Raw genomic sequence first — 18,884 nt, forward strand, 5'->3', positions numbered from 1 at the left:
TTGAGCCAGGTCAAACGAATCGCCTGGCGCATTTGATACCTTCGATACGGGCAACCCTGCCTGGGTAAAATACTTAACGGGGATTGACTATGAGTGGCATCTATTTTTCCTGCGCGGAAGTGACGAGCCTGAGCCCGCACGGCTTCTGGCTGCAGTGTGGCGAGGAAGAGTTGTACTTGCCGTTCGTGGAGTTTCCGCTGTTCGAACACGCGACCATTGCGCAGATCTGCCGGGTCAAGTGCGTGAGCACCGGGCGCGTGTACTGGCCGGAGCTCGACCTGGACCTGACCCTGGAGGCGATCCGCAACCCGATGGCCTACCCGCGCGACAGCATGAATTACGACTGCTGAGAAGGACCGGCAACGCAGCACCGGAACCGGAACCGGAACCGAACGCATGAACCCCGCCTCCGCGCCAGGGCGGCCTTCAGCGAGGAACGACGCGGTAGTGCGACCATTGCCGGTCGCGGCCTGTCCTACAAATGCCGCGTTTGCGCCGGCGGATTGGCCCAGTTATCGTTCAAGCCATCCAGATATGCCACCGGCGCCGCAACCAGCTCTTCCGGCGTTACATCGTCGAGCGCCATCAGATTGACCGACACGAGCGCCCCACCGAGGTACTCCACATAGCCGCGACCGAACGAATGCACGCCGCACTGCCGGCAAAACAGGTAATGCCCGCTCTTGGTCGCAAACTGGTACGTATTCAACTGATCCTCCCCCGTCAGCAAGCGAAACGCATCGGGCTTGATCACCGCGTTCCAGTTGCGCGTCTTGGCGCAGATCGAGCAGTTGCACTTGCTCGTGCCCTGGTTCAGGTCGATATCGGCTTCATAGCGCACCGCGCCGCAGTGGCAACTGCCGTGATAGGTCTTGTTCATCGCTGTTTTCCTTCGCTGTTTTCAAAACAACAGGGTAAGGCTGAATGCGGGCGATTTTCGCCCTATTAACCGGGTTTAATCCGAAGGCGTATCATGACGCCTCGCGCGCACAGCAGCCGCGCCTCTCATTCACCAGCCAAGGACACACCATGTCTATCAAAATCAGCAGCCAGTTCGACGCTGGCGCCATCGATATCGTGAGCGCCACCAGCGCCTCCTCGATCGACCTGAACATCCGCCGCGACTCGCACGCCGACATCACCCAGTGGTTTTACTTCCGCCTGCAAGGCGCGCAGGGCGAGGCATGCACCATCGGCTTCCTGAACGCGGGGAAAAGCGCCTATCCGGCCGGCTGGGAAGGCTACCAGGCCATGGCCAGCTACGACCGCGTGGAATGGTTCCGCGTACCCACCAGCTTCGACGGCCAGGTGATGACGATTTCCCACACGCCCGAAATGGACAGCGTCTACTACGCCTACTTCGAGCCCTACTCGTGGGAACGCCACCTTGAACTGCTGGACCGCGCGCAGCTCTCGGAACAGGTGCGCATGCTGGACGTGGGCAGCAGCGTGGAAGGGCGCGACATGAACGTGCTGGTGATCGGCGACCCGGCCGCAAAGAAAAAAATCTGGGTCATCGCGCGCCAGCATCCGGGCGAAACCATGTCCGAGTGGTTTGTCGAGGGCATGCTCGACGCCCTGCTCGACCCGGCCGACGCGTTTGGACGCCAGTTGCTCAAGGAAGCCGTGTTCTACGTGGTGCCGAACATGAATCCGGACGGCTCGGTGCATGGCAACCTGCGCACCAACGCGGCCGGCGCCAATCTCAACCGCGAGTGGAATACGCCGACCATGGAGCGCAGCCCCGAAGTGTTCGTGGTCAAGAAGAAGATGCTGGAAACCGGCTGCGACCTGTTCCTCGACGTGCATGGCGATGAAGGCTTGCCGTACGTGTTCGTGGCCGGCAGCGCCTCCCTGCCGACCTTTACGCCGGCCCAGGCCGCGCAAGAGAAGCGCTTCGCCGACGACTTCAAGATCGCCAGCCCGGACTTCCAGGACGTGCATGGCTACGGCGACTCGCCCTACACCGACGAAACCATCACCATGGGTTCGCCGCACATCACGCACGCCTTCGGTTGCCTGTCGCTGACGCTGGAGCTGCCGTTCAAGGACAACGCCAACGATCCCGATCCGATCTGCGGCTGGGACGGCGCGCGCAGCGCACGCCTTGGCGCGGCGGTGCTGCAACCGATTTTGCAGGCGCTGCGCCACCCGGCCTGACCCGATACGGCTTTTCATCATTGCTCCGATTTTTTGATTCACATCAACGATTTTGTTGAGGTCAATCAATAAACTTCAGTCATACCCAATGACAAACGAAGAAGGAAGTTGTGATGAAGAGCAAATTGTTAGCAGCAGTAGCAGTCAGTATGCTGGGCCTGGTCGCCGTTGAAGCTCACGCGCAAGATGGACAATGGCTGGTGCGCGCGCGCGCCGTACACCTGAGTCCGGCCGACAAGTCCTCGCCGGTTGGTGGCGTGGGCGCATCGGACCGTATTTCGGTGTCCGACAAGACGATTCCGGAACTCGATGTCAGCTATTTTTTCACGCCGAACCTGGCGGCCGAACTGGTGCTGACCTATCCGCAAAAACATGACGTGATGCTCGACGGCGCCAAGATCGGCACTTTCAAGCACCTGCCGCCAAGCCTGCTGGGTCAGTACCACTTCAACCCGATCGGCCAGTTCAAGCCTTACCTGGGCGCCGGTATCAACTACACGCGCATCTCGAAGGTCAAACTGCTCAACGGCGCGGGCGACCTGGAAAGCGACAGCGTGGGGCTGGCTGTGCAAGCCGGCGTGGATGTCAAGATCGATAAAAACTGGTCGCTCAACCTGGACGTCAAGCGCATCAACATCCGCAGCGATGTGATGATCGCCGGCGCCAAAGTGAGCACCGTGAAAGTCGATCCTGTGCTGATCGCCGTCGGTGTCGGTTACCGCTTCTGATTGAGCGGCGTCCCGTAGGGCGTCCCTGCGGACGCCCTACCCTGTGGCGCGCTCAGTGCAAGCCGGCCTGCGGCTTGTCGCCGAGTTCCTTGACCGCCGTCAGGATCTCCGACTCATTGAATCCCCCGAAGCGCCGGTAGCCCACATACGTGAGCGGATAACCGCTGCCTTCAAGGGCGTTGTAGGCCATCAGGCCCGCTTCGGACGCCTCGACGTCGACATCTTCGAAGGGGATATTCTTTTCCTCGAACAGTTCGCGCTGCGCCTTGCAGTAGCCGCACCATTTGGTCCCGTACAACACCACCTTGGGTTTATCCTGCGCGTCGAAGTGATTGGCGAGCACGATGCGTTCGCGCCGCGTCAGCGCGTCCTTGCCCAGCACCTCGCCAAGCATGCCCGCGAGCTTATGCACATCGTCGCCCACGCTGCGCTGCTTGCCGGCGATGACGGTCGGCATGGCGTTGACCCGGTATTTGCTGTTCGGCTCGGTGAGGATCACCTCCTCGAAGCTGGCGACGCGCTTTTTCAGCTCGCCGCGGATCTTGTCGCACGGGTCGCCGCACTCGGCGCTGGTAAACAGCATCACGGCCGGCTTGCCGTTCTTGTCGAACGCACCGTCACCGCCGCCGCCGAGGCGCCCGGTTTTGTATGCATAGAAGGCGCCGCCGGCGATCAGCGCGAGGAAAAGGATGCGTTTCATGGATGATGGATTGAGTGAGCCGATGTCGTTCCCGCGCCAAGGCGACCCTTGGCGCGAACGACGAGGAGTCCGCTGGACTTACTTCCTGCCGGCCTTGATCATGTAGTCGAGCATGGCCGCTTCCGACACCGAGGCCCACATGTTCTGGTCCTGGCGGAATCGCTTCCACGGCTCGTAGATGGTCTTGAACTTGGCATTCCTGGCCGCCTCTTCGTTCATCACGTCCTGCGCCGCCTTGTAGCAGCCATCCATGATGTCTTTCGAGAAGGTGCGCAGCTTGACGCCGTTCTTCATCAGGCGCGCCAGCGCCGCCGGGTTCTTGGCGTCGTACTCGGCCTGCATGCCGACGTGCGCCTCGTAGGTGGCGCATTCGAGCGCAGCCTGGTATTCCTTGGGCAGCTTTTCCCACTCCTTGATGCCGACGTAGAACGAGAAGCTTGCGCCCGCCTCCCACCAGCCCGGCGCGTAGTAATACGGCGCGACCTTGTAGAAGCCCAGTTTTTCGTCATCGTAAGGACCGACCCACTCGGCCGCATCGATCGTGCCTTTTTCCAGGGCGGGATAAATGTCGCCACCGGCCAGTTGCTGCGGCACCAGGCCGAGGCGCTCGAGCACCTTGCCGGCAAAACCGCCGACGCGCATCTTGGTGCCCTTCAGGTCTTCCACCGACTTGATTTCTTTGCGGAACCAGCCACCCATCTGGGTACCGGAATTGCCGCCCAAGAAGTTGACGATGCCATAGCCCTTGAAGAAGTTGCGCGTCAGTTCGCGTCCGCCGCCTTCCTGGTACCAGGCGGTGTGCTGGCGCGAGGTCAGGCCGAACGGGACCGCGCAGTCGAAGGCGAAGGTGGCGTCCTTGCCGAAATAGTAGTAGGACGCGCTGTGGCCGATTTCCACAGTGCCGGCCTGGACCGCGTCGAGCACTTGCAGGCCCGGCACGATTTCGCCGGCCGCGAACGAGCGGATGTTGAACTTGCCGCCGGTCAGCTGGGAAACGCGCTTGGTCAGGATGTCGGAGGCGCCGAAGATGGTATCGAGCGACTTGGGAAAGCTGCTGGCGAGACGCCAGTTGATTGTTGGCAGCGACTGAGCCAGCGCCGGTGCGGCGACTGCGCCGGCGGCAGCGCCGACTGCCGCTTTTTTAATAAAGGAACGACGTTCCATATGTCTGTGTCTCCTGAAGGGTTTACGTCACGGAAATACCACCAGTGTCATGGTGCCTGGGCTAGTGTATTTGCGTCTAGGCAAGCATGCAACGTAATTTATCTTACAGCAGTCTTACAGGGGGAGGCGCGGGATGCAGATGGGGTAAGGCGTGGGCACCGGGGCCCACGCAAGAAGAACATGAGGACGATCAGCCGCCGGCGACGACCATTTTTTCGATCAGGATCGAGCCGGTCTGCTTGTTGCCACGGATAAGCACGTCATTGCCGATGGCGACGATCTGCTGGAAGATATCCTTCATGTTGCCGGCGATCGTGATTTCCTCGACCGGGTACTGGATCACGCCATTTTCAACCCAGAAACCCGACGCGCCGCGCGAATAGTCGCCGGTCACGTAGTTGGTGCCCTGGCCCATCAGTTCCGTCACCAAGAGGCCGCGCCCCATTTTCTTGATCATGCCGGCGAAGTCGTCGCCGCGCCTGGTTTGCGTGGAGCTCATGGTCAGGTTGTGCGAACCGCCCGCGTTACCCGTGGTTTTCATGCCCAGCTTGCGCGCCGAGTACGACGACAGGAAATAGCCCTGCACCACGCCATCCTTGACCACGTCGCGCCGCACGGTGCGCACGCCTTCTTCATCGAACGGGGCCGAACCGACCCCGCCGATCACGTGCGGGTCTTCCAGGATCTGGATATGCGAGGGAAAGACCGACTGCCCCAGCGAATCGAGCAAGAAGGTCGACTTGCGATACAGCGCGCCGCCCGAGGTTGCCTGCACGAAGGAGCCGAGCAGGCCGGCCGCCAGCGGCGCTTCGAACAGCACCGGGCAGGTGCGCGTATCGAGCGTGCGCGCGTTCAGGCGCGCCAGCGCGCGCTCGGCCGCGTAACGGCCCACCGCCTCGGGCCGGGCCATTTTTTTCGGGTCGCGCACCGAGGTGTACCAGTCGTCGCGCTGCATTTTGGCGCCCTTGCCGGCGATCGGCGCCACCGACAGGGTATGGCGCGAAAACGGATAGCCGCCCGCGAAACCGCGCGAATTGGCCGACACGAAGTGCGACTGCTGCACATGCACGCTGGCGCCTTCGCTGTTGGTGATGCGCGGGTCGACGTCGAAGGCGGCCGCTTCGGCGCGTTGCGCCAGAACCACGGCGTCTTCGGTCGAGATCATCCACGGGTAGCACAGGCGCAGGTCGCGCGGCTTGGTTTCAAGCATGTCGGCGTCGGCCAGGCCGGCGCAGTCGTCGTCGGCCGTGAAGCGGGCGATGTTGTAGGCCGCGTCGACGGTGGCGCGCAGGGCCGCCGGGGAAAAGTCGGAGGTGCTGGCATTGCCGCGTTTTTGACCGATATACACGGTCACGCCCATGCCTTTGTCTTTATTTTGCTCGATCGTCTCGATTTTGCCACGCCGGACCGACACCGCCAGCCCGCTTCCCTCGCTGATGTCGACCGCGGCATCGGTGCCACCGATCTCCCTGGCAAAGGCCAAAACGTCGCGCGCCAGCTGCTGCAGCTGATCCTGGGTGTGGATAAAGACGGAGTCGTTCATGTGTGGTTTTCTTCGGCTGTCCGGTTAAACGGGTATGATAGCAGTCGTTTACAGTTTTTACTGGTCGGCTTTACGCCTACCGGAACCATATCATGCCAAATCCAAACCGGGGCGCCTGCGGCTTCCAATCCTCCGAGTTCGAACAAGAATACGAACGCCCTTCCAAGTCCGAACTCAAGCGCCAGATGAGCGAGCTGCAAAAGCTCGGCGAAGAACTGGTCGCCGAAGCGCGCGACCGCGTCAAGCGCGTGCCCATGCCGGAAGACGTGCGCGACGCCATCCTGGCGTGCCAGCTGATCACCAACCACGAGGGACGGCGCCGCCAGATGCAATTCGTCGGCAAGAAAATGCGCACCCTCGACGAGGAAGAAGTGGCCGTCATCCAGCGCACCATCGACAGCTGGAAAGGCATGTCCAAGGCCGATACCGCGGCCCTGCACGCGCTCGAACGGCGCCGCGACAAGCTGCTGGCCGACGACAAGGCCCTGACCGTGTTGCTCGAAGAAAATCCCGAACTCGATGTGCAGCACCTGCGCACCCTGATCCGCAACGCGCGCAAGGAACAGGCCGAGAACAAGCCGCCCAAGGCGTATCGCGAGATCTTCCAGCTCCTCAAGGATATCGACAAGAAGCGCAAGGCCGCCGCCAAGCCGGCGGGCGAGGATGAGGACGAAGACGGCGAGCCGATCGATGACGAGTCCGACGACGAGTAATCCGGCGGCATTGGCGCCCGAGCTGGCGCTCGAGCTGAAAATCGGCCTGGTGTCGGTCTCCGACCGCGCCAGCGGCGGCGTCTACGAAGACAAGGGCTTGCCGGCCCTGGCCGACTGGCTGGCCGCCGCCCTCACCACGCCGTACCGCCTCGAAACGCGCCTCATTCCCGACGAACGGGCGCGCATCGAAGCGACCCTGGTCGAGCTGGTCGACGTGGCGCGCTGCCACCTGGTGCTCACCACCGGCGGCACCGGCCCGGCGCGGCGCGATGTCACGCCCGAAGCCACGCTCGCCATCGGCACCAAGGAAATGCCCGGTTTCGGCGAGCAGATGCGCCAGATCAGCCTGCAGTTCGTGCCGACCGCAATTTTGTCGCGCCAGACGGCGGTGATCCGCGAAACCGACGGCCATAGCGCGCTGGTGATGAACCTGCCGGGCCAGCCGAAAGCGATCAAGGAAACCCTCGAAGGCTTGAAAGATGCTGACGGCAAGCAACTGGTCAGCGGCATTTTCGCGGCCGTGCCTTACTGCGTCGACCTGATCGGCGGACCGTATATCGACACCAACCCGGCCGTGTGCAAGGCATTCCGGCCGAAATCGGCGCTGCGTGCGGCGCCGCCTACCGAGAACAACGCATGAGCGAACTGTTAGAAACGATCGAAGTCGTCACCGCCCCCAACCCGACGGCGGCCATCATCTGGATGCACGGCCTGGGCGCGGACGCCAACGACTTCGTGTCGATGACGAACGAGCTCGACCTGACGGGCTTGCCGGGTATCCGCTTTGTCTTCCCGAATGCCAACACGATGCCGGTGACCATCAACAACGGTTACGTGATGCGCTCGTGGTACGACATCGTCCACGCCGACCTTGGCCGGCGCGAAGACGAAGCCGGCCTGCGCGCCTCGCAGCAGCAGGTCGAAGCGCTGATCGCGCGTGAAAAAGCGCGTGGCATTCCCGCCTCGCGCATCATCCTGGCGGGCTTTTCGCAAGGTTGCGCGATGACCTTCCAGACCGGCTTGCGCCATCCTGAAAAACTGGCCGGGCTGATGTGTTTGTCCGGGTATGTGCCGCTGGCCGACAAGATCGCCGCCGAGCGTTCGCAAGCGAGCCTGGCGACCCCGATTTTCCAGGTGCATGGCCAGTACGACGGCGTGATTCCGATGGCCCGCGCGGTGGACTCGCGCGACTTGCTCACCGCGCTGGGCTACCAGGTCGAATGGCACGATTACCCGATGCAGCACGCGCTGTGCCAGGAAGAAGTCGAGCATATCGGCGCCTGGCTCAAGAAAGTACTGGGCCTGGGCTGATTTTCGCGCGCCATCGGCTGCGCCGTCGTCCGCGCCCCGCAGAGAGCGTAGAATGCGTTCTTTGATAGCAAAGGCAGACAATGAAAAAAACAGGCATGGCAAAGAGTGACGCCAAAAAATTGATGGGCAAGATGGTCGCCCCGGGCGCGGCCGGCTTCGGCAACGCCGACAACGCCATCGTCGACCGCCGCGAACAGCGCAAGCGCGACCAGGCTCTCGGCCTGGTTCCCTTCGCAGTCAAGCTCAACAGCGACCTGGTGCTGCAACTGCAAACCCTGGCCAAGGAACGCGACGCCGACCTCAATGACGTCGTCGCCGAATTGCTGGCCAAGGGCCTCGCAGCCTGATCCACCCGGCATGAAAACGGTCGTTCTCGGCGGATACGGTAACTTCGGGGCCCGCATCTGCCGCGCCCTGGCGCCCAGCCCGGGCATCGACCTGATCGTCGCCGGGCGCGACCTGGACAAGGGCAACGCCCTGGCCCGCGCCTGCGGACATGGCGCGAGCGCCGCCCGCATCGACATCCACGACCCCCAACTGACGCAAGCGCTGCGCGCCCTCGGGGCCGAGCTCGTCATCCATACCGCCGGCCCGTTTCAGCAGCAGGATTACGGCACCGCCCTGGCCACGGCCGCGGCCGGCGCCCATTACATCGACCTGGCCGACGGCCGCCGCTTTGTGTGCGACTTTCCGGCCGCGCTGGACGATGCTTTCCGCCGCCAGCAGCGCAGGGCGATCACCGGCGCGAGCAGCGTGCCGGCCATGTCCTCGGCCGTGGTCGACCACCTGACGGCGGGCTGGCGCAGCATCGACGCGATCGAGATGTGCATCGCCCCGGCCCAGACCGCGCCGCGCGGGGTGGCCACCATGTCCGCCGTGCTGAGCTATTGCGGCGCGCCGATCCAGGTCTGGCAGGACGGGCGCTGGACCACCCAGCTGGGCTGGGCGGCGCCGGTCACGGTGGCCTACGCGCGCCTGCGCCCGCGCCTGGCGTCGCTGTGCGATATTCCCGACCTCGAACTGTTTCCGGCCCACTATGCGGGGGTGCGGACGGTGATGTTCCGCGCCGCGCTGGAAACCGGCATCAGCCAGCGCGGCATGGCGGCGCTGGCGGGCTTGCGCCGGCTCGGGCTGGTGCGCCATCCGGAGCGCTTCGCCGGCCTGCTCAACCGCGCCGCCGACGGCCTCAATTTCCTCGGCTCGGCGCTGGGCGGGATGGTGGTGCGCGTGCATGGCGTGGACGCTGCCGGAACGCCCGCGCGGCGCGCCTGGCATATCGCGGCCGACCACGACCATGGGCCGGAAATTCCGTGCATGGCGGCGGTGCTGCTGGCGCGTCGCCTGGCGCTGGGCACCTTGAACGCGGTCGGCGCCGTCACCAGCGTCGGCCAGTTGACCCTGGCGGAGTTCGAACCGGAGTTCGCCAAGTGGGGCATGGTCACCGACCTGGGCGAGTGATCGGTTATCATCCTTTCTCGGACAACAAACGCTGAAAGAGGTGCCAACATGGCCAAGAAAGAAGAACTCGACGAAGAAACCCTGGCGCTGATTCACTGGTGCATCGAGGTGGAAGGCTTCCTGGTGGCCGGCGGCGCAAGCCAGAAGCAGGCGCAGGACCATATCGAGGAACAGGTCGAGTGGTTTACCGACCAGTTCTACGATGGCTTGACGCCGGAAGAAGCGGCGAAGGAAGCGCTCGCTTAAAGCGGCGCTTGATTGTTTGACGCGGCCGGTGCCCTGCACCGGCCGCCTGGTCCGTTCCCTTCCAGGGCAAGACGGCGAACCGCAGGCCGCACAAGGTCACTATCCCAGCTCAATCGGTGAGCCATCTCCAGCCGTCGCCACTCGGCGCGCGTGCGCTCTGTGTGCGCGTCATGACGCCGCGTACGCTGTCCGGACTCTCACCGCGCACTGCATGCACGCGCCATGCCGGCTGCTTCACCGATCTGCTTGCGTTGCCCTGAGTCCGATGACGCTGCGAAATATGCGCTCGCTTAACGAGGCGCCGGATGCTTCGGCATGCCTGGCGTGCCGCACGGTGTCCACTGGACGCGCTGGCCGTCCCACAAGGCACCCGGGTCCGCTGGCGATGCCGACGGCCAGAAATCGGCCTTAAAGCGCTTGCGATTGTGCGGATCGGTCGTGAGACGGTCCCCAATGGCCGGTTCAAGAGCATCATGCCGTTCGCGGTCGCAGGCCAGCGCCGGGTGCCGCGCATCGGCCGCTTCCGGTGCTCTGCCCGTCGCGAGATAGCGGCGCCAGATGGCCCAGTCTTCCATCACCAGCGCCAGCAACTCGGGCGCGATCGGCGACAGAAAATACACCGCCTCGTCGTCATCGAGCGCGTACATGAATCCATTCTGGTAGATGTGCGGGACCCCGTCGAGTTCCGCGATACCCAGCAGTGCGCCGTCATCATATGCGTTGACGGTCAGAAGACGATCCAATCTCATTTATCTCCTTCTTTTAGCTTGCCCATGGGCCTCCAGTGCCAGGGAGGGCGACTCCCGACAGGCTCGCCAGGGCCTTCGATGCGCGGGTTTTTACCATCACGGATCCGCCGCACTGCCGGGTCCGGATGATGGCGTATCGGGCCTCGCACGACGAAAGTTCAATATGATCGGGCAATCATTGACCACGATACAGTGACCGCCCGTTTCCCCCAAGGCGCCCTGTGCGCCCGCGCCAATGGCGAGTACGCTTTCTGAACTCATCCCTGCAATCCGCGCTGCCGCGAACTCACTTTCCCACTTCTGCAATTCGCGCCCGAGCGTTACGGTACTGCGTTGATGAACTCACCCATCGACACCACATCAGAGGCCCTATCATGATTATCGAGCCACGGTTCGACGAACACAATATCAGGAAAATCGAGACCATCCTGCTCGGCCACCCCATCGCACGCGACTACTTCCAGGGCGAACTGTATGACAAGCGGGGGCAACGGTCGGATGGTTTCACGCTGGAGCGACACGATGGCACGATCCTTGAACTCACTGAAAAACAGAGCGCGCACCTTTTCATGATTCCGGATGGGTCGGCGGCATGGGCGTTGCGAGTGAACGAACATGGCAATGCACCACCCGGCATGAACGTTCAGTTCATCAACTCGTTCGTCAAGGACGGCGAGCGGAACAGTGTGATTGCTTTTCGATCGGAACAAGCGCCGGGCGTCTGGTGCGATGCCCTGCATATCGGCAGCATGATGCTGTCCCCGGAAACGCCGCCCAGGTTTTGTACTGTTGCGTTCGGATTGATGGCGGTCACGGCCTATCGGTTCGGTTTCTCCGGCATCCACCTGTATGGCGCCGGACACGGGCCTTTACGGCGCGGCGATCCAGACGCGCTGATCGGCTACTGGGTCTGGCCCAAGCTCGGTTTCGATGCCCCGGTCCATGTTGCGGAAATGACCAGGCATCCGGATGCGGCGATGCACGGCCTGCGCTCAGTGCATGAAGTCCTTGCGCACTGTCCCGAGTGGCGGAAAACATACGGGAGCGCGCGTTTAATGGAGTTTGATTTGCGCGCGAACAGCCCCTCATGGTCAGTTTTGTTAAACTATATTTGGAAGACGCTGGGAGCATGTTAGCCGCTTTTACCAACACAAAAGCAACTATTCCTGCAACGACACTTAAAGTGAATACCATGAAGACACCGGGTAAACAGCAAGCAGATGAGCTTGCGACATACAAGCGTGCATCGGCGGCCCTACGAAAGAAAATTGCCGCCGCCGCGGTTCCTGACGAGCGCGAAATCCTTCCTGTGAACGGAAGAATTCACCTTACCCTGACCGGCAGGCCTTTAAATGCCGAGCAGCAAAAAGCCCTGTTCGGCGAGTCGGCATTGTCCCCTGCGGTGATGCGGGAATTGGCGGACGACGGCACCTGACAATGGCGCTGCCCGCCCGGGCTGGCATTTCAGGCGGGCTGCGCGCGTTCCCAGGACAGGCCCTGCTTGCTATTCAAGAACGCGCGTCGAATAGTTCAACGACCAGTCGTGCGAAGCGCTGCCGGGCACGGATGACGCGGCGACGGACATGCCGGCCCGATCGTCCACCGCCGCGCTCATCGATGGAACCGGCGTCAGCGGACCGCCCGCCCCCGTCTGAATACCGATCCGATGGCGAATGTACTCATCAGGATGGGCGCGGGCGATCGCCATTGTCGTCGCAACAAGCGGTTGAAGCTCGGCCGGGTACTTGCCGGCATTGAAGCTGAGCAACTCATGCTCATACAGTCGCTTTCCATCCCGGCTTATGCGCTGCCGGCGTGACACCGGACTACGCCGGCAAGGGCGCCGCCGTCGAGGCCGGCGCCGGCGTTTGCGCCGCGTTCATCACCATCGCAAAAAAAGTATGGTACCCATTGATCCCCATCAAATCGACCACGCCTTGTTCGCCGAACAGCGCCAGCGCATGCGCATAGGTCACGTCACTCACCGGCTTGCTGCGGTGCAGCTCCACGCAGAAATCGAACACCAATGCTTCATCGGCCTGCAGCGCGGGCGACTTGCGGCGCTGCGCAATGGCGTCGATGACGTCGATGACGTCCGGCGCGATCCCGCTGCGCTCGGCAACCGGCGCATGGATCGCCCACTCCACCTGCTGGTCCCATTCGCGCGCCGTCACCAGGATGGCGATTTCCGACAGGCGCGTGCCGATCGCTGCGGCACGCGCAGGTATTCGCCCATGCGCTGCGCGCATGCCATCAGCTCCGGGCTGCGCAACAGCGGCACGAACGGCCCGTACAGCGCGCCGCGCGGCCCGTCGATGATCGCTTGCGCCACCTCCCGCTGCGCCGGCGTCAGATGTTCCATTGCCAAAGGTCCGAGTCGGTCGATCATGCGCTTGCCCTTCATGTGTTGCGTTTATTGCCGCAGACAACAATATTCGCACGCAGCCGGGGGTAGATCAACAGAATGGCGACGTTCTCCGATTATTGTCGATCATCAACAATTTTCATGATGAGGACAGCATGAGCCACATGATTCACCGCAATCTCCGGCAAACCCCGCGGGTTGCCGTCAGCGCCCTGGGGATGCTGGTGCGCGACAGCGAGGGCCGGACCTATATCGACGCCTGCGGCGGCGCGGCGGTGTCGTCGCTCGGCCACGGCCACCCGGACATCCTGAGCGCGATGCACCGCCAGATCGACCGCAACGCCTACGCCCACACGGCCTTCTTCACCACCGACGTGGCCGAGGAACTGGCCGACCGCCTCACCGCCGGCGCGCCGGAAGGCTTGACGGAAGTGTACCTAGTCTCGGGCGGCTCGGAAGCGATGGAAACGGCGATGAAGCTGGCGCGCCAGTATTTTGTCGAAACCGGCCAGACCCAGCGCACCAAATTCATCGCGCGGCGCCAGAGCTACCACGGCAACACGCTCGGCGCCCTGGCCGTGGGCGGCAACGAGTGGCGCCGCCGCCACTTCGCGCCGCTCCTGATCGACGTGGCGCGCGTGGCCCCCTGCTACGAGTACCGCGACCGCCTGCCGGACCAGACCCAGGACCAGTACACCGCAGCCCTGCTGCGCGAACTCGACGAACAGATCCACGCGGCCGGCCCGCACACCATCATCGCCTTCGTGGCCGAGCCGGTGGTGGGCGCGACCGGCGGCGCGCTTCCCCCCACGCCCGGCTACTTCCGTGGCGTGCGCAAGCTGTGCGACCGCTACGGCATCCTGTTCATCGCCGATGAAGTCATGTGCGGCATGGGCCGCACCGGCACCATGTATTCGATCGAGCAGGATGGCGTCTCGCCCGACATCATCACCATCGGCAAGGGACTCGGGGCCGGCTACCAGCCGATCGGCGCGGTGCTGGCCCAGCGCGCGCTGGTCGACCAGCTGCGCAAGGGCAGCGGCGCGTTCCAGCACGGGCATACCTACATCGGCCATCCGGTGGCCGCCGCCGCCGCGCTGGCGGTGCAGAAGGTGATCGAGCGCGACGACCTGCTGGCCGCAGTACGCCTGCGCGGCGAAGCGCTGCGGCGCATGCTGCAGGCCGAATTCGGCGCGCACCCGAACGTGGGCGACATTCGCGGGCGCGGCCTGCTCATCGCCCTCGAACTGGTGCGCGAGCGCGCCAGCAAGGAGCCGTTCGACCCGGCCCGCAAGCTGCACGCGTCGGTCGGGAACAAGGCCATGTCCAATGGCTTGATGGTCTATCCGATGGGCGGCACCATCGATGGCGTGCGCGGCGACCATATTTTGCTGGCGCCGCCGTTCATCGCCACCGATGCCGACCTGTCGGAGATCGTCTCGCGCCTGTCCGATTCGCTGGCGGCGGCGCTCGACTGAGTCGCCCGGCCGGCAGCCTAATTGGCCGGCGTCTTGACGATCAGGTCGACAATGGTCCACGAAAAATCGGAGCGCAGCGTATTGTCGAAGATCGGATCGGTAATGCTCATGTAAAAGTCGGTGGCGTACGGCATGATCGGTTTCGGCGCCGGCGCGTAGGCCGCCAGGTTGTGGCAGGTCATGCAGTTCGACTCGATTCCGGTATTGGCGTTGATCGTGCCATTGATCGGGCGGCTGATGCCGGCGAACACATCCGGCCCGAAACCGGCTTCCAGGTAGGGGTTGTAGCCGTACACCGGCGCGCCCACGTTCTTGCCCTTGGTGATCGGCTGCGCCGGCGAAACGGTGGAGTAGGCCAGCGCCATCGCATAGTGGCGCGCCGCGCCGTCCAGGTAGGCCAGGGGGCGCGCGCTGGCGATGGCAGGCGAACTGGGCGAGAGCGGACGGTCGGGGTCGGCCACCCACCAGAAGGTTTGCCAGGTCCACATCTTGTTTTCGCGCGAGGTGAGGTGCATGCCGATCAAAATCGCGATGTCGCCGGCCGCGACCGGCTTGTTGAGCTGGGCCGACAGGAAGGGCGCGTTCTCGGCCGTGATGCGCGTATGGATGAAGTCGCTCAAATAGAAGGTGTTGGCCGGCGTGCGGCGGTCGCATCCCGCATCGTTGCTGTTGCCACCGAGGCCGATCGGACGGTTGATGTCGACATACACGCAACTGTTCCAGGCCGCTTCGCCGAACCCGCTGTTCGGCTTGGCGGCGCCCGGTCCCGGCCAGCCCGGAAAGGCGTAGATGCCACGATCCACATTCTTGGGAATGATCTTGAACACCGGTTTGATCACGATCGCGTTCGCGGGAAAATTCGGCACCTCCGTGTAGCCTTGCGCCATCAGTTGCTTGAGGGTACTCTCATAAAACAGGCGGTTGCTGATCGCGTGCTGCGCGGCCGGCGGATTGTAGGCCACCGACACCAGGATCGCCGTGTCCGGCCTGCCGGGGGCGGGCGCCGCGGCCGCTACCAGGCTCGCGCCGCGCTCCGCCGGCCGGTGGCCGTGCTGGAACTGGCGCGGCAGGTGCAGCTCGAGCGTGGGGCGCGCGAGCGGCCCGCTCTTGCCATCCTCGACCTTGCGCTCGGGCGCACTGCGGAAAATGATGTTGCCCGGCGAAGTCCAGGTTTCGAACGCGCGCACCACGGCGCCATCGACGCTGCCGACCGGCTGGGTCAGCCCGGCCCACAGTCCCCAGCCATGCTGGTGGATCTGGTTGTCCAGGCCGCCGAAAATCCACTGGTTCAGCTGGGTCTCGGCCTTGGGAAACACAAACGCCGGGTTCGGGCGCGGCAGGTCCGGCAGGCAGATCAGGTTGCCGTCGATGTTGCCGATGTCGCCGTACTGGCGGATCGCGTTCACGCAGGCATCCATCTTTTCCAGCGTGGTGGTTTGCTGGACCCCGCTGAGCTTCTTGCAATTGGCCCTGAGCTTGTCGCCGTTGACCGAAATGTTGCTGCAGGAAAGTTGATAACTACCGTGGGGAATCGTCTGGGCAGTGGCGTACAGTGGTAGCGCCGAGCTCGCGAGGGCGAGCAGGAAAGGGGTGCGATAGCTGGTCATGGTCGCTTTCTTCCAGGTTGACAGGAGAAAGACCGGCATGGCCGGAACACGCCGTCCATGCAGGCCGCGCACGCCGAATCTCGGCATGCTGGACTGCATGGTGTTCCCATATTCGCATTGCAATCTTACGAAAAGTCACCGCAGCGGCAAGCTGGGTATTGACATAAAAGAAGCATCGCGCTGGCGAAGACGCGCCTGATCAGGTTTTCGTGTAGGCAATAACGTCTTGCTGCTGCTCGCCGAGGCCGGCGATGCCCAAGCGCAAGGTGTCGCCATTTTTCAGGAAACGCTGCGGACTGCGCGCCACGCCCACGCCCGGCGGGGTGCCGGTGGCGATGATGTCGCCCGGCTCGAGCGTCATGAAGCGCGACAGGTAGCTGACGATCTGCGCCACGCTGAAAATCATGGTCTCGGTGCAGCCGGTCTGCATGCGCTTGCCGTTCAGTTCCAGGTACAGGTCGAGGCGCTGCACGTCGATCACTTCATCGCGCGTGACCAGCCACGGGCCGACCGGGCCGAAGGTGTCGCAGCCCTTGCCCTTGTCCCACTGGGGGCCGCGTTCGAGCTGGAACGCGCGCTCCGACACATCGTTGACGACGCAGTAGCCGGCCACGTAATTGAGCGCGTCTTCTTCGCTCACGTACTGCGCGCGGGTGCCGATCACCACGCCGAGTTCGACTTCCCAGTCGGTTTTTTTGGAACCCTGCGGCAGCATCAGCGGATCGTCCGGGCCGGACAGGCAGCTGATCGCCTTCATGAACACGATCGGTTCAAGCGGCGCGGTGGCGCCGGTTTCGGCGGCATGGTCGGCGTAATTGAGGCCGATGCCGATGAATTTGCCCACGCCGCGAAGCGGCACGCCCAGGCGCGGCGTACCGCGCACCAGCGGCAGCGTTTTGTAGTCGATCTTGGCCAGCTTGCGCAGCGCCTTGTCCGACAGCAGCGAGGCATCGATATCGGCGACGACGCCGGACAGGTCGCGCAGGCGCCCTTCTTCATCGAACAAGCCGGGTTTTTCCTTGCCGGGACGGCCGTAACGAACCAGTTTCATGTGTATTCCTTAGATGGGGACAGCGTAAAGTCGCCCGCGATTGTAGCGCAGGCCGGCCCGGGGGCTCAGAGACAGGCGCTGATGTCGACCGCGTCGGCCTCGCTCACGTCCTGCGCCGGCATGGCGGTGAGCGGGTCGATGGCGTGCCCGGCGCTGATGCTGGACGGCTGCGCTTAGTTCGCCGCGACTGGCGCGCCTGCGGGCGCCGGCGTCACCCGCCAGATCACATTACCCACATCATCGGCCACCAGCAGCGCGCCGGCCTTGTCGACCGCCACCCCAACCGGGCGCCCGTAGGCGTCGCCCGCCTGGTTCACAAACCCGGTCAGGATCTCGACCGGCTTGCCTTTCGGCACACCCTTTTCAAACGGCACGAACACCACGCTATATCCGCTCAGCGGTTCGCGATTCCACGAGCCGTGCTGGCCGATAAACGCGCCGCCCGCGTACTGCGCCGGGAACAGGCTCCCCTCGTAGAACACCATGCCCAGCGGCGCCACATGGCTGCCGAGCGCGTAGTCGGGCGCGATCGCCTTGGCCACCAGCTCCGGCTTGGGCGGCTTGACCCGCTGGTCGACATGCTTGCCGTAATAGCTGTACGGCCAGCCGTAAAAGCCGCCCTCCTTCACCGAGGTCAGGTAGTCGGGCACCAGATCGCTGCCCAACTCGTCCCGTTCATTGACCACCGTCCACAAAGCGCCGCTCTGCGGCTGCCAGCCCATGCCGTTCGGATTGCGCAGGCCCGAGGCGAACAGGCGCGTGGCCTTGCTGGCCAGGTCGACTTCGAGGATCGCGGCGCGGTTGACCTCGTTCTCCATGCCATTTTCGGCCACATTGCTGTTCGACCCGACCGTCGCGTACAGCTTGCCGCCATCCTTGCTGGCGATGATGTTCTTGGTCCAGTGATGGTTGATCGGCCCGCCCGGCAAGGCGGCCACCGTCTCGGGCGCGGCGCTGATCGCCGTTTCGCCGCTGCGGTACGGGAACTTCACGATGGCGTCGGCATTGGCGATGTACAGCACGTCGCCGACCAGCGCCATGCCGAACGGCGAATGGAGGCCCTTGAGGAATTCGGTGCGCACGTCGGCCACGCCGTCGCCATCAAGGTCGCGCAGCAGGGTGATGCGGTTGGCGCTGGGCACGCCGGCGCCGGCCTTGGCCATCACTTTTTTCATCACGAAGCCCTTGATGCCCTTGCCATCGTCGGGCTTGGGCGGGGCATTGGTCTCGGCCACCAGCACGTCGCCATTGGGCAGCACGTACAGCCAGCGCGGATGGTCCAGCCCGCTGGCCAGGGCCTTGACCGCCAGGCCGCGCGCGGCGCGCGGGGTCACGCCCGCCGGCCAGCTTTTGGCGGGCGCGATATTGACAGTCGGGATGAGAGTCTTGTTCGGCGCGGTAATGAGCGGGGCCGGGCCGACATCGGCGCTGGCCGGCAAGGTGGATTTTTCGCCGCAGGCCGCAAGGCCCAGCAGCATGCAGCCTGCGAGCAGGCGAACGGACGGATGGTCGCGCATGGGAACATCTCCTTGGATTGGACGGGAAGCGGTCCCGGCGATTTTAGTCGAATCGTCCAATCCCGCTCGCCCGTTAGGCCAGCGCGCCCGCCCC

At 63.8% G+C, this 18,884-nt stretch carries 23 protein-coding genes; 12 read left to right on the top strand and 11 right to left on the bottom strand.

Features of this window, described 5'->3' with window-relative positions:
- Positions 1-89 precede the first annotated feature (89 nt).
- Complete coding sequence (locus F1735_RS12605) at positions 90-350, top strand: DUF2442 domain-containing protein (RefSeq protein ID WP_167237250.1); 261 nt, start codon at positions 90-92, stop codon at positions 348-350.
- A 125-nt stretch (positions 351-475) separates the two neighbouring features.
- Here F1735_RS12605 and F1735_RS12610 read toward each other — a convergent pair whose 3' ends face one another.
- Positions 476-880, bottom strand: coding sequence for a GFA family protein (locus tag F1735_RS12610; RefSeq protein WP_167237251.1), 405 nt, complete (start codon positions 878-880; stop codon positions 476-478).
- 149 nt (positions 881-1,029) lie between these two features.
- Between F1735_RS12610 and F1735_RS12615 the strand changes: the two genes are divergently transcribed.
- Positions 1,030-2,160 carry a M14 family metallopeptidase gene (locus tag F1735_RS12615; protein WP_167237252.1) on the top strand — a complete coding sequence of 377 codons (1,131 nt, stop codon included), beginning with the start codon at positions 1,030-1,032 and terminating at the stop codon, positions 2,158-2,160.
- 113 nt (positions 2,161-2,273) lie between these two features.
- Positions 2,274-2,888 carry an OmpW/AlkL family protein gene (locus F1735_RS12620; protein ID WP_167237253.1) on the top strand — a complete coding sequence of 205 codons (615 nt, stop codon included), beginning with the start codon at positions 2,274-2,276 and terminating at the stop codon, positions 2,886-2,888.
- 52 nt (positions 2,889-2,940) lie between these two features.
- Here the strand turns inward: F1735_RS12620 and F1735_RS12625 are convergent, their stop codons facing one another.
- The 3 genes from F1735_RS12625 to pmbA all read right to left on the bottom strand — a co-directional run bounded on the left by F1735_RS12625 (position 2,941) and on the right by pmbA (position 6,295).
- On the bottom strand, positions 2,941-3,588 hold the full coding sequence (locus tag F1735_RS12625; RefSeq protein ID WP_167237254.1) for a glutaredoxin family protein: 648 nt from the start codon (positions 3,586-3,588) through the stop codon (positions 2,941-2,943).
- A gap of 78 nt (positions 3,589-3,666) precedes the next feature.
- Positions 3,667-4,752: a TRAP transporter substrate-binding protein gene (locus F1735_RS12630; protein ID WP_167237255.1), complete on the bottom strand. Its 1,086-nt coding sequence runs from the start codon at positions 4,750-4,752 to the stop codon at positions 3,667-3,669.
- A 190-nt stretch (positions 4,753-4,942) separates the two neighbouring features.
- Positions 4,943-6,295, bottom strand: a complete 1,353-nt coding sequence (gene pmbA / locus F1735_RS12635) for a metalloprotease PmbA (protein ID WP_167237256.1) — start codon at positions 6,293-6,295, stop codon at positions 4,943-4,945.
- A gap of 92 nt (positions 6,296-6,387) precedes the next feature.
- On the opposite strand from pmbA, the gene yjgA reads away from it, so the two are divergent.
- From yjgA to F1735_RS12665, 6 genes are all read left to right on the top strand, one after another.
- Positions 6,388-7,008, top strand: a complete 621-nt coding sequence (yjgA, locus tag F1735_RS12640; RefSeq protein WP_167237257.1) for a ribosome biogenesis factor YjgA — start codon at positions 6,388-6,390, stop codon at positions 7,006-7,008.
- The gene (gene mog / locus F1735_RS12645; protein ID WP_167237258.1) at positions 6,986-7,648 is read left to right on the top strand and encodes a molybdopterin adenylyltransferase; all 663 of its coding nucleotides are present in this window, start codon (positions 6,986-6,988) and stop codon (positions 7,646-7,648) included. The genes yjgA and mog overlap by 23 nt, the downstream gene beginning before the upstream one ends.
- On the top strand, positions 7,645-8,319 hold the full coding sequence (locus F1735_RS12650) for an alpha/beta hydrolase (RefSeq protein WP_167237259.1): 675 nt from the start codon (positions 7,645-7,647) through the stop codon (positions 8,317-8,319). Before mog ends, F1735_RS12650 begins: the two co-directional genes overlap by 4 nt.
- 80 nt (positions 8,320-8,399) lie before the next feature.
- Positions 8,400-8,666 carry a hypothetical protein gene (locus tag F1735_RS12655; protein ID WP_167237260.1) on the top strand — a complete coding sequence of 89 codons (267 nt, stop codon included), beginning with the start codon at positions 8,400-8,402 and terminating at the stop codon, positions 8,664-8,666.
- Positions 8,667-8,676: 10 nt separating this feature from the next.
- Positions 8,677-9,777, top strand: a complete 1,101-nt coding sequence (locus F1735_RS12660) for a saccharopine dehydrogenase family protein (protein WP_167237261.1) — start codon at positions 8,677-8,679, stop codon at positions 9,775-9,777.
- 48 nt (positions 9,778-9,825) lie between these two features.
- Positions 9,826-10,023, top strand: a complete 198-nt coding sequence (locus F1735_RS12665) for a hypothetical protein (protein ID WP_167237262.1) — start codon at positions 9,826-9,828, stop codon at positions 10,021-10,023.
- A 290-nt stretch (positions 10,024-10,313) separates the two neighbouring features.
- Here F1735_RS12665 and F1735_RS12670 read toward each other — a convergent pair whose 3' ends face one another.
- On the bottom strand, positions 10,314-10,772 hold the full coding sequence (locus F1735_RS12670; RefSeq protein WP_167237263.1) for a hypothetical protein: 459 nt from the start codon (positions 10,770-10,772) through the stop codon (positions 10,314-10,316).
- A 374-nt stretch (positions 10,773-11,146) separates the two neighbouring features.
- Between F1735_RS12670 and F1735_RS12675 the strand changes: the two genes are divergently transcribed.
- Together F1735_RS12675 and F1735_RS12680 are read left to right on the top strand one after the other, a co-directional pair.
- The gene (locus tag F1735_RS12675; protein ID WP_167237264.1) at positions 11,147-11,908 is read left to right on the top strand and encodes a hypothetical protein; all 762 of its coding nucleotides are present in this window, start codon (positions 11,147-11,149) and stop codon (positions 11,906-11,908) included.
- Positions 11,902-12,207: a hypothetical protein gene (locus F1735_RS12680; RefSeq protein WP_167237265.1), complete on the top strand. Its 306-nt coding sequence runs from the start codon at positions 11,902-11,904 to the stop codon at positions 12,205-12,207. Before F1735_RS12675 ends, F1735_RS12680 begins: the two co-directional genes overlap by 7 nt.
- 69 nt (positions 12,208-12,276) lie before the next feature.
- Here the strand turns inward: F1735_RS12680 and F1735_RS12685 are convergent, their stop codons facing one another.
- Genes F1735_RS12685 through F1735_RS38590 form a run of 3 tightly spaced genes read right to left on the bottom strand, consistent with a single transcriptional unit; the run spans position 12,277 to position 13,176 of the window.
- On the bottom strand, positions 12,277-12,540 hold the full coding sequence (locus F1735_RS12685; protein WP_167237266.1) for a hypothetical protein: 264 nt from the start codon (positions 12,538-12,540) through the stop codon (positions 12,277-12,279).
- 58 nt (positions 12,541-12,598) lie between these two features.
- Positions 12,599-13,021 (bottom strand): carboxymuconolactone decarboxylase family protein, encoded by a 423-nt coding sequence (locus F1735_RS12690; protein ID WP_308627344.1) that lies wholly within the window; start codon positions 13,019-13,021, stop codon positions 12,599-12,601.
- Positions 12,943-13,176, bottom strand: a complete 234-nt coding sequence (locus F1735_RS38590) for a hypothetical protein (protein WP_308627346.1) — start codon at positions 13,174-13,176, stop codon at positions 12,943-12,945. The genes F1735_RS12690 and F1735_RS38590 overlap by 79 nt, the downstream gene beginning before the upstream one ends.
- A gap of 116 nt (positions 13,177-13,292) precedes the next feature.
- On the opposite strand from F1735_RS38590, the gene F1735_RS12695 reads away from it, so the two are divergent.
- Positions 13,293-14,615 (top strand): aspartate aminotransferase family protein, encoded by a 1,323-nt coding sequence (locus tag F1735_RS12695; RefSeq protein ID WP_167237267.1) that lies wholly within the window; start codon positions 13,293-13,295, stop codon positions 14,613-14,615.
- A 17-nt stretch (positions 14,616-14,632) separates the two neighbouring features.
- Here the strand turns inward: F1735_RS12695 and F1735_RS12700 are convergent, their stop codons facing one another.
- The 3 genes from F1735_RS12700 to F1735_RS12710 all read right to left on the bottom strand — a co-directional run bounded on the left by F1735_RS12700 (position 14,633) and on the right by F1735_RS12710 (position 18,790).
- On the bottom strand, positions 14,633-16,222 hold the full coding sequence (locus F1735_RS12700; RefSeq protein ID WP_167237268.1) for a hypothetical protein: 1,590 nt from the start codon (positions 16,220-16,222) through the stop codon (positions 14,633-14,635).
- A gap of 199 nt (positions 16,223-16,421) precedes the next feature.
- A complete protein-coding gene (locus F1735_RS12705; RefSeq protein ID WP_167237269.1) occupies positions 16,422-17,273 on the bottom strand; it encodes a fumarylacetoacetate hydrolase family protein in 852 nt (283 codons plus the stop codon).
- 173 nt (positions 17,274-17,446) lie between these two features.
- Positions 17,447-18,790 (bottom strand): PQQ-dependent sugar dehydrogenase, encoded by a 1,344-nt coding sequence (locus tag F1735_RS12710; protein WP_167237270.1) that lies wholly within the window; start codon positions 18,788-18,790, stop codon positions 17,447-17,449.
- Positions 18,791-18,884 lie beyond the last annotated feature (94 nt).

The sequence above is a fragment of the Massilia genomosp. 1 genome (assembly GCF_011682185.1).
GTDB lineage: Bacteria > Pseudomonadota > Gammaproteobacteria > Burkholderiales > Burkholderiaceae_D > Telluria_A > Telluria_A rubra.

Bases quoted from the DNA above. Each gene is read 5' to 3' on its own strand.
- F1735_RS12650 (WP_167237259.1), top strand. From the start codon at position 7,645: ATGAGCGAACTGTTAGAAACGATCGAAGTCGTCACCGCCCCCAACCCG.
- F1735_RS12610 (WP_167237251.1), bottom strand. From the start codon at position 880: ATGAACAAGACCTATCACGGCAGTTGCCACTGCGGCGCGGTGCGCTAT.
- F1735_RS12630 (WP_167237255.1), bottom strand. From the start codon at position 4,752: ATGGAACGTCGTTCCTTTATTAAAAAAGCGGCAGTCGGCGCTGCCGCC.
- F1735_RS12660 (WP_167237261.1), top strand. From the start codon at position 8,677: ATGAAAACGGTCGTTCTCGGCGGATACGGTAACTTCGGGGCCCGCATC.
- F1735_RS12620 (WP_167237253.1), top strand. From the start codon at position 2,274: ATGAAGAGCAAATTGTTAGCAGCAGTAGCAGTCAGTATGCTGGGCCTG.
- yjgA (WP_167237257.1), top strand. From the start codon at position 6,388: ATGCCAAATCCAAACCGGGGCGCCTGCGGCTTCCAATCCTCCGAGTTC.
- F1735_RS12625 (WP_167237254.1), bottom strand. From the start codon at position 3,588: ATGAAACGCATCCTTTTCCTCGCGCTGATCGCCGGCGGCGCCTTCTAT.
- F1735_RS12700 (WP_167237268.1), bottom strand. From the start codon at position 16,222: ATGACCAGCTATCGCACCCCTTTCCTGCTCGCCCTCGCGAGCTCGGCG.
- mog (WP_167237258.1), top strand. From the start codon at position 6,986: ATGACGAGTCCGACGACGAGTAATCCGGCGGCATTGGCGCCCGAGCTG.
- F1735_RS12655 (WP_167237260.1), top strand. From the start codon at position 8,400: ATGAAAAAAACAGGCATGGCAAAGAGTGACGCCAAAAAATTGATGGGC.
- F1735_RS12695 (WP_167237267.1), top strand. From the start codon at position 13,293: ATGAGCCACATGATTCACCGCAATCTCCGGCAAACCCCGCGGGTTGCC.
- F1735_RS12605 (WP_167237250.1), top strand. From the start codon at position 90: ATGAGTGGCATCTATTTTTCCTGCGCGGAAGTGACGAGCCTGAGCCCG.
- pmbA (WP_167237256.1), bottom strand. From the start codon at position 6,295: ATGAACGACTCCGTCTTTATCCACACCCAGGATCAGCTGCAGCAGCTG.
- F1735_RS12670 (WP_167237263.1), bottom strand. From the start codon at position 10,772: ATGAGATTGGATCGTCTTCTGACCGTCAACGCATATGATGACGGCGCA.
- F1735_RS12675 (WP_167237264.1), top strand. From the start codon at position 11,147: ATGATTATCGAGCCACGGTTCGACGAACACAATATCAGGAAAATCGAG.
- F1735_RS38590 (WP_308627346.1), bottom strand. From the start codon at position 13,176: ATGAAGGGCAAGCGCATGATCGACCGACTCGGACCTTTGGCAATGGAA.
- F1735_RS12680 (WP_167237265.1), top strand. From the start codon at position 11,902: ATGTTAGCCGCTTTTACCAACACAAAAGCAACTATTCCTGCAACGACA.
- F1735_RS12710 (WP_167237270.1), bottom strand. From the start codon at position 18,790: ATGCGCGACCATCCGTCCGTTCGCCTGCTCGCAGGCTGCATGCTGCTG.
- F1735_RS12690 (WP_308627344.1), bottom strand. From the start codon at position 13,021: ATGCGCGCAGCGCATGGGCGAATACCTGCGCGTGCCGCAGCGATCGGC.
- F1735_RS12705 (WP_167237269.1), bottom strand. From the start codon at position 17,273: ATGAAACTGGTTCGTTACGGCCGTCCCGGCAAGGAAAAACCCGGCTTG.
- F1735_RS12665 (WP_167237262.1), top strand. From the start codon at position 9,826: ATGGCCAAGAAAGAAGAACTCGACGAAGAAACCCTGGCGCTGATTCAC.
- F1735_RS12615 (WP_167237252.1), top strand. From the start codon at position 1,030: ATGTCTATCAAAATCAGCAGCCAGTTCGACGCTGGCGCCATCGATATC.